9 protein-coding genes are annotated in these 8,851 nt (G+C 50.6%); all 9 read right to left on the bottom strand.

The window, feature by feature from the left end; translation table 11 throughout:
* Nucleotides 1-838, bottom strand: an 838-nt coding sequence (locus HOK28_01065) for a hypothetical protein (GenBank protein ID MBT6431649.1), incomplete at its 3' end; no start/stop codon positions are given.
* A 1-nt stretch (nt 839) separates the two neighbouring features.
* Nucleotides 840-1,304: a hypothetical protein gene (locus HOK28_01060; GenBank protein ID MBT6431648.1), complete on the bottom strand. Its 465-nt coding sequence runs from the start codon at nt 1,302-1,304 to the stop codon at nt 840-842.
* A gap of 10 nt (nt 1,305-1,314) precedes the next feature.
* Nucleotides 1,315-3,993, bottom strand: coding sequence for a DNA mismatch repair protein MutS (gene mutS / locus HOK28_01055; protein ID MBT6431647.1), 2,679 nt, complete (start codon nt 3,991-3,993; stop codon nt 1,315-1,317).
* Between the two features lie 115 nt (nt 3,994-4,108).
* Complete coding sequence (locus HOK28_01050) at nt 4,109-4,444, bottom strand: integration host factor subunit beta (protein ID MBT6431646.1); 336 nt, start codon at nt 4,442-4,444, stop codon at nt 4,109-4,111.
* A 54-nt stretch (nt 4,445-4,498) separates the two neighbouring features.
* Entirely contained in the window at nt 4,499-6,229 is a 1,731-nt protein-coding gene (locus tag HOK28_01045) for a 30S ribosomal protein S1 (protein MBT6431645.1), read from the bottom strand.
* Between the two features lie 112 nt (nt 6,230-6,341).
* Nucleotides 6,342-6,539, bottom strand: a complete 198-nt coding sequence (locus HOK28_01040) for a 30S ribosomal protein S21 (protein MBT6431644.1) — start codon at nt 6,537-6,539, stop codon at nt 6,342-6,344.
* A 191-nt stretch (nt 6,540-6,730) separates the two neighbouring features.
* Nucleotides 6,731-7,516: an rRNA pseudouridine synthase gene (locus tag HOK28_01035; protein MBT6431643.1), complete on the bottom strand. Its 786-nt coding sequence runs from the start codon at nt 7,514-7,516 to the stop codon at nt 6,731-6,733.
* A gap of 79 nt (nt 7,517-7,595) precedes the next feature.
* The gene (gene scpB, locus HOK28_01030) at nt 7,596-8,360 is read right to left on the bottom strand and encodes an SMC-Scp complex subunit ScpB (protein MBT6431642.1); all 765 of its coding nucleotides are present in this window, start codon (nt 8,358-8,360) and stop codon (nt 7,596-7,598) included.
* 10 nt (nt 8,361-8,370) lie between these two features.
* The coding region (locus HOK28_01025) for a segregation/condensation protein A (protein ID MBT6431641.1) at nt 8,371-8,851 on the bottom strand (481 nt) is incomplete at its 5' end.

Genomic DNA, 8,851 nt, shown 5'->3' with positions numbered 1-8,851 from the left:
TCGCCAGTCGAACGCCTTGGACCACCGGGGTATCCAAGTTGATTGTCTTAACCGCCGTTGTGCTTTTTGGGATATCCACGAATATTCGTCCGCCCGCATTGCCAGCCTTTTCACCAGCAATGGAACCCACTCGAAATTCAGACGGCTTATCCAGATAAATCGCAACCCGAACGTAGTCATCGTTACTCCAGCTTTTCACACGGACTATCTCGCTCTTAACTTTATCCTCGGCATCATTACGTCCCAGAAGTCGTCCCTTAACCCTGGGTGCCTTCTGTGCCTTTTTGGCATCTCCTTCCGGCCTAGCGACACCATGCTCACGTAACCACTGCCTCGCTCGTGATGCCATATCCGACACGGGAAAATCCTGAACCAATCTTTCAGCGAGTTCCGTGGCCTCCGGGTACCTCGTCTTTCGTTTCGCGGTAATGACGACCTGCTGCCAAAGCGCATCGTCGGCCAGAGTGGTACCTCTGCAAGCTTCCTCCGCCACCTCATAGGCACTGAACGCATGACGGATATCTGCGTTAACCCGGGACACATCATAAAGCCCGCGCCACAGCTCAGCCTCGGTATACGCCGCCCGACAAGCTTGCTTCGACTCTTTGTTCGCTTTCAGGAATGTCTGGAAGCGGGCGATAACTTGGATCCAGTCGTGGCGGAATTGCTTCTTTTTGGGGTCCGCCTTAAACGCGAAATAGATAGCGCGAACCTTGTCGTACTGCTTCGCTGAACTTGCCTCAGCAGCACGTGCCGCACCCGCGCAAAATAGCAGTGCCAATATCAACCCAGCAAACAAGAATCGATTCATGACTGGATGACGACGTGATGCCTGCATTTTATTCTTCAAGCCGTCCAACAAAGAGACCACATTCAGGACACTCTTCTTCAGCAGCTGGAACGGGTGAATTACAGGCTGGACAATTCTCTGAATCAAGCACCACCTCTTCAAGCCCTTCTGCCGCTACAGACTGCTCCCATTCGTTTCCAAAAAACGCACGAGCTTGCTCTATATCCGTGGTGGAGCAAAGTAGCGTAAAGCGGCCCATAGCCCGCTGCTCTTCTGACTCAGCCGAAATTACAGTGGCGATTCTGTTGGCTGCAAGCTTACGCTGAAGCTGCAGCAGAAGTTCCTGATTGGCGGTCACCAATATTTCAAGTTCCTTACCTTCGAGCAAAGCCGCCATCGTATCCTTGGATTGAAATGGATCATGATCTGGCTGCTCGTCGACTAGCGCCTTATCGCAACCGGCACACCACTCAAGACCTGGTCTAAATTCACCTCTACATGTGGGACAAAACATACTGAGCCTCTTATTTTTTCTTCAATTTCTTTTGCAACCTATCGAGCGTCACCAGTGCTTGCACTGGCGTCATCGCGTTTAGGTCAAGTTCAACCAATTCGTTCAAGGTCCGCGCCTTGAGTTGTTCCGCCTTGCTGGCCGTGCTTTTAGCAACTGGCTTAACAGCATCCTTCGACGCAGCACTTTGTGCCGGAAATAATGAAAGCTGAGGGCGCTCTCCGCGCTTCGTCGTGTTCACCTCGCCTTGGGCAGCTTTCTCCAAGGAACTCAGAATATCGCCGGCACGTTCGATAACCCCTTCCGGCAAACCCGCAAGCCCAGCAACCTGAATCCCATAACTTCGATTGGCAGCACCGTCACGAAGCTCCCGAAGAAATAAAATCTTACCGGCGTTCTGACGGACTGCAACACAGGCGTTAACGATACCCGGCCTTCCCACCTCCAAGTCGGTTAATTCATGGTAATGGGTCGCAAACATGGCCAGGCATTGAACCGACTCATAAAGTGACTCGGCAACCGCCCAAGCAATCGAAACGCCATCGTAAGTGCTGGTGCCTCGGCCAACCTCATCCAAGATCACCAAACTTCGGTCGGTGGCCTCTTTAAGAATGGTTGCGGTCTTGAGCATTTCAACCATAAATGTACTGTGGCCTCGCCCCAGGTCATCAGATGCCCCTACTCTCGTAAAGATTCGGTCGCTTAAGCTCATGGTTGCTGAGCGTGCCGGCACGAAACTTCCCATCTGAGCTAAAATAACTGAGATGGCAGCCTGACGCATTACCGTCGATTTACCGCCCATGTTGGGACCTGTAACAATCATGAGACGCCGGTCATCACCACTCAACTCAATATTGTTGGGAATGAAACGCTCTCCGCCCGGCATCAATCGCTCGACGACTGGATGCCTCGACTCAGATAGCCGCAGACACTTATCCTCGGTAAACTCGGGCCTTGTCCAGCGGCATTCATCGGCAACCTCGGCAAGCGCCAACGTAGCATCGGTCTGCCCGACCAATCGAGCCAACTGGCGAAGCCTATGAATATCTCCCGCCAGAACCTCCAAGAGATCATTATAGAGCCGTAGCTCTTCAGTCTTTCTTTTCTCGTCGGCACCCAGCACGCGAGTCTCGAATGTTTTCAGTTCCTCGGTAATGAAGCGCTCGGCATTTACCAAAGTTTGCTTCCGAAGGTAGTGTTCAGGAACCTTGTCTGCGTTCGCACGACTTACCTCAAGAAAATATCCGAACACCTTATTGTATCGAACTTTCAGCTTCGGGATTCCTGTATTCTCACGCTCGCGCGCCTCAAGCTCACTTAGAAACTCATGGCCCTGAGTAGAGTCGACGATGTACTGGTCCAGCTGTTCTTCGTACCCCAATTTGAAAATACCGCCGTCGGTAATCGCTGTAGGAGGCGCCTCGACTAGTGCGCGCTCCAACAATGCCCGCACTTCGCTTACGAGATCGGCTTGCTGCCACTTAAGAGCCAACGGAGAATCACTCTGACTCAAAACAGCCTTGATTCCTGGCGCAGCCATCAGCGAATCTCGCAAAGCACCGAGATCCTTCGGGTTGGCTCGGCCCACAGCAATACGGCCTACCAACCGCTCGATGTCACGAACGGCCAGTAGAGCTTGCTGTGAATTCTGGCGCGCGTTGCGGTCTGCCTTTAAAGCAGAGACGTTATCAAGTCTTTCGTTGATGGCGTCAGATGCTCGCAAAGGAAAGTGCATCCAATGTGAGAGCGTTCGAGTTCCAAGAGAGGTTTGGCAGCGGTTAATATGCCAGAGGAGCGATCCTTCCTTCTTTCCTTCGCGCTGGGTTCGAACCAATTCGAGATTATTTCGAGTGGTCTCATCGAGCGTAAGGTAATCGGCAATTCGGTACGCTCTTGGACACGCCAAATGGCGCAGGCTACGCCGCTGGGTGCCTTCGGTGAAGTGAACGAGATTTTCAACGACTAGAAGAAACGGCAAAGGTGCTTCACCCGGAACTCCGTCTATCGACAGTGAGCCAAACCGGTGTGAAAATGTTCGCCGTACCGCTTTGGGATCAGGCCCCGCACCGTCCAACTTACGAAGCGGCAAGCGAGCTACTCGAAGGTCACTCTCAATTTCACCGGCGGTACTCTCCCGTGCTATCACCTCACGGGTGTTCATGCGGTGCAGTTCGTCAAGCAACGAACCCTTGGCGCATTCTGTCACGACGACTTCGCCAGCCAACATATCCAAGAAACCTAAAGTCCACATTCCACTGGCAGAAGCTGGCTCCACACATGCCAAGTAAGCGCGGCTTGTGGGGTCCAGTGATTCAAGGTCGCAAATGGTACCCGGTGTGACCAGCTGAGTAATCTCGCGGCGGACAAGTCCCTTGGCCTGCTTTGGGTCCTCTACTTGGTCACAGATTGCAACGGTGTAGCCTCGCTCGACCAAGCGCGCGATGTAGGATGTGATTGAATGATGTGGCACGCCAGCCATCGGTATCGCATCAGCGCCCTTGTCTCGGGCGGTAAGGACAATATCAAGCTCTCTGGCTGCAACTCTCGCATCTTCAAAGAAGAGTTCAAAAAAGTCGCCCATTCTAAAAAGCAGAATAGAGTCTTCCGGCACCTGCTTTTTGGCGTCGATGTACTGACGTAACATCGGAGTCAATTTTCGGCCTTCGGCTTGCTGTAGAGTAGTCTGTACCATGGTAGATTTTTAACAGATCCCTCTGACGCCAATGGTCTATATGATGGGGATTACGACAAAAAAAAAGGCATGTTTCCCGAAGGAGACATGCCTTTTAATTGTATTTCAAATTAACCTATTCTGCAGCTGATTGTAACTCTACCTCAGGGGTGTCGTCACACTCGAATCCAGCAGAAGCATTGATCCGCTTTTTGAGCTCGTGGCCCACTGTAAAAAACGGTACCCGCTTAGCTGGTACAGAAATAGTTTCACCCGTTTTCGGGTTACGTCCCTGTCGCGAACGACGGTTACGTACTGAAAAGCTACCAAATCCCCGGATTTCAATTCGATCACCGCCCTGAAGAGCATTGGTCATCGAGTCAAACATCGTATTCACGACCACTTCAACATCACGGGCCGGGAGGTGCTGGAGACTTGAGGCTATTGCCTGAATGAGCTCACTCTTGGTCATATGACAACTCCTCTTCAAGGGCCGCCTAAAGACGGCCCATGAATAAATCCCGGATTATTCCTTTGGTTCAGTGCCGTCTTCTTCAACAACGTTGAAGTTCTTCAATGCATCAAACGCTGTTCCGCCCATACCGCCGCCCGACGACGCCGTGTGGTCGTGCATGTATGCTCGGTAGTCGCCAGTGCCATCACGCGCTGCCTTAATAGACAGAGCAATACGACGCTCACCTGGGTCAACATCAAGAACCATCACTTCAAGTGAATCGCCTTCTTTAACCATATCTTCAACCTTAGTCTCACGGTCATCTGAAAGTTCAGATACGTGACACAGGCCATCAATTCCTGGCTCAATTTCAACGAATGCACCGTAATCAGTGATCTTCTTAACTGCACCAGTAACCTTCGTTCCACGTGGGAAACGACGTGGGAGAGTTTCCCATGGGTCATCAGTAAGCTGCTTGATACCGAGGCTAAAGCGCTCGTTATCTACATCGATGTTAAGAACAACTGCTTCAACTTCGTCGCCCTTCTTGAAGAGATCGCTTGGGTGCTTCACACGGTGTGTCCAAGACATATCAGAAATATGTACGAGGCCATCGATGCCGTCTTCAACGCCTACGAAGATACCGAAATCAGTGATGTTGCGAACAACACCATTAAGAACCGCACCTACTGGGTAACGCTCAATGATAAGCGTCCATGGGTTAGGCTCAGCCTGCTTCATACCTAGAGAGATACGCTTCTGTGAGAGGTCGATGTCGAGAACGAGTGCTGCCACATCGTCACCAACTTTAACAACCTGTGACGGATGCTTAACTCGCTTCGTCCAGCTCATTTCAGAAACATGTACAAGGCCTTCAACACCTGGCTCGATTTCGATGAATGCACCGTAATCAGTCAAGCTTACAATCTTACCTTCAACACGCTGGCTTACTGGGTACTTGTCCGCAGCATTTGCCCATGGATCTTCAGTGATCTGCTTAAACCCGAGAGAAACACGCTCAGACTCAGCATCAAACTTAAGAACCTTAACGTTGATTTCATCACCAATGTTAAACATTTCAGATGGGTGACTGATACGTCCCCAGCTCATGTCTGTGATGTGGAGAAGTCCATCGATACCACCGAGGTCAACGAATGCACCGTACTCAGTAAGGTTCTTAACGATACCTGGGAGTACTTCACCTTCAGCGATGCGCTCAAGAGTTGTGCTCTTAAGTGCTTCACGCTCTTGCTCAAGAAGAGCACGACGGGAAAGTACGATGTTTCCGCGACGCTTGTTGAACTTGATGATTTTGAACTCGAACTCTTCGCCGAGAAGCTTGTCGAGGTTACGAACAGGTCGTAAGTCAACTTGGCTACCTGGCAAGAACGCCTTAACGCCAATATCAACAGAAAGACCGCCCTTAACGCGTGCGATGATTGTACCCTTAACGAGTTCATCACGCTCAGCTGCTGCTGAGATGTCATCCCATACGCGAAGCTTGTCCGCCTTTTCCTTAGACACGATAACGAGTCCTGAATCGTCTTCGCGGCTTTCCACGAATACGTCCAGTTTGTCACCGACAACTACTGAGCGAACGCCTTCTACAAGGCGGAACTCAGAGAGAGGCACAGTTGCCTCACTCTTGTAGCCGATGTCTACAAGTACGGTATCTTTCTTAATTTCAATGACGGTGCCGCTAACAACTTCGCCTTCGCGAACTTCACTTTGCGACTGCAAGCTTTCTTCAAAAAGCTGGGCGAAGTTTTCTTCGACCGGTGCGCCTTGAGTTTCGATTTCCATTAGAATCTCCAACAAACAAAATGCTGACCTAAGCCAGCTATGCTGCAGTTGCGTGGTATTGTCCCGCCGCAACGCAGGCTAAAGGTATAAATTTCGTATAGATAAAACGTAATTATCGTCGTGCACGAGCTGCACTGCGACGTCGACGTTTCTCAGCTGCGAGCTGCTTTTCTTTCCGACGTACAGAAGGCTTGATGTAGTGCTCACGCTTTCGGACGTCTTTAAGAATACCAGCTGCTTCAACTTTTTTCTTAAAGCGCTTAAGGGCCTTTTCTAAAGGCTCACCGTCTTTAACAACAACTTTAGTCACTTCTCATCACCTCCTTCCAAGAGATTTCTCGCGGGGCTAATCTGTCCTGGAGCGATTGGCTCCGGATGTTAGTGCCTTGAGAGGTGGCGGATAGTACGAATTTAAAGCAAGAAATCAAGCTAGTGGAGGGATTTTCTTGACTGTTTTCGGTGAGATCCGGAATTTGATCCCCAGAAGCCGCGACGCCTTGGTTACTTCGAAACGCCTTTTTTCCAATTTTTCAGACCGTGAACTTCATCTGGCGTTAAAAATCGCCACGCGCCCGGCTGCATTTCACCGATTTCAACACCGCCAAAGTCGGTTCGAATCAACCGGTTAACGGTTTGACCGATGGCCAGACACATCCGCTTAATTTGGTGATTTCGACCTTCAAAAATGGTCATTTCAAGCCAGGCATTGGAGGAGCCGCGCTTTGTTATCTGAACTTCAGCAGGTGCAGTTGGACGAGTGAATGAACCATCGGGGTTTTGAAGCCGTACGCCCCGCCGCATACGCTCAAGAGCGCGGTCGTCAGGGGTTCCGCCGATTCGAACCGCGTAGGTGCGTGGAACGTGATAACGAGGATGGGTCATTTGGTTCGCAAAATCACCGTCATTCGTTAGTAAGATCAGGCCCTCAGCATCGAAATCAAGTCGTCCAACCGGGTAAATTCGTGGCAATTCGCCTTCATAACTTCGCTTACCCATAGCCCGGGTCTTTTCTATAACCTCAAGCACCGTAGCCCGACCTTCTGGGTCATGGGCGGTACTAATCACGTGGATTGGCTTATGCAGCAAAATATAGACGAGGGGCTCAGGGTTTAGGCGCCCGTAACCTTCAACTGTAATGTTGTCGTGCTTGAGGTCAGCTTTGGTGCCCAGCTCGGTCACAAGCTTGCCGTTTACCCGAACACGGCCGTCGGTAATGAAAGTTTCAGCTTTGCGACGTGAAGCAATGCCTGCCTTCGCAATGATTTTCTGGATTCGTTCTTTGGCCATTGTGCTCTATCCGGGGAATGATGTTGCGGCCGCACTAACAACCCAGACAGAGACGGTCAATTAGAAAAGCGCTTATTTTTCAAGCCTCATCGCCATCTAGCACGATACCCTCTTGAGCCAAGGCATCGCGGGTCTGAGTTTCAGTCGATGCCAGGTTGTCCATAGCCTCGACCAAAAGCCCCACGCCCTCTTCGCCCACGCCTTCTAACTTCTCTTTGGCTGCTGCAACCACGGCAGTCAGTTCTGCATCAAAAAGGCTTACCTTTTCAACAGACTCCTCGTTCAACTCCTGGTACTCGCGCAACGAAGGAAGCTCTTTCAATGTTGAAAGATTGAAAAAGCTAAGGAAATCTCGGGTCGTACCATAAAGCAAAGGTCGACCTGGTTCTTCCTTTTTACCAACAATCTTCAATAGCCCCCGCTCGAGCAGAATTCTAAGCGTACCGCCGCAATCGACACCACGAACAAAATCAATCTCCGACTTTGTAACCGGTTGGCGATAGGCAACGATTGATAAGGTTTCCAAAGCTGGCTTAGACAAACGTACGGGTCGCTGCTCGCGAAGAGCTCGGATCAGGTCGGCGTACTTTGAAACCGAACGAAACGTAAAGCCTTCGGCAACTTCGACCAATGCGAAGCCACGAGCCTCGGAACCATCTTCCGGCCATCGCTTGCGGAGCAGCTTTAAGCTCCCGCGTAAACGACCCAGTGACTCTTCGCGCTCCTCATCCGGTAATTCTTTAAGGTGACGTGAAAGAACCTTCTTTAGCTCTCTAAATGTCACGGGCTCACCGCAGGCAAAAATCAATGCCTCAAGCGCCGCGACCATTTCTTCCTGCTCCATGACTTACCCTTTATGCATATTGTGACTCGTCGAGCCCACTTAAACGCCTGGTTACTTCCTTCGGATCATCGAATCTCGGCTGCAAAAACAGGTCACCCTCGTCGCTCTGGTAAACTCGCATCAGCTTCATTTTGGCCATTTCCAGGACGGCGAGAAAGCTCACAATGAGCTCAATCCTCGTGTTTACGTCTTCTAGGAGTGAATCGAATTCGAGGTTTTTCTGGGACGCTAAAATATCCAGGAGCTCCTCAATCCTTTGCCTGATTGAGATATTATCGAGAACGACATGGTGTTTACGCTTAATCTTTTTCCTGCGTACGATGTGGTCAAATGTCTGCACCAATGCGTAAACATTCATCTCTTTAAGGGGTGCATCCTTAGAGTTATAAGCAATCACTTCGGGTCGTCGTTCAAAGACATCCCGATTGAGTCGTGGGCGATTGCCAAGACTCTCGGCTGCTTCTTTGTATTTCTGGTATTCAAGTAAGCGC

Source organism: Deltaproteobacteria bacterium, from assembly GCA_018668695.1.
In the GTDB taxonomy this organism is placed as follows: Bacteria; Myxococcota; XYA12-FULL-58-9; order XYA12-FULL-58-9; family JABJBS01; genus JABJBS01.
Note: the sequence above shows the minus strand (reverse complement) of the source record. Positions and strands in the feature narration are given on the sequence as shown.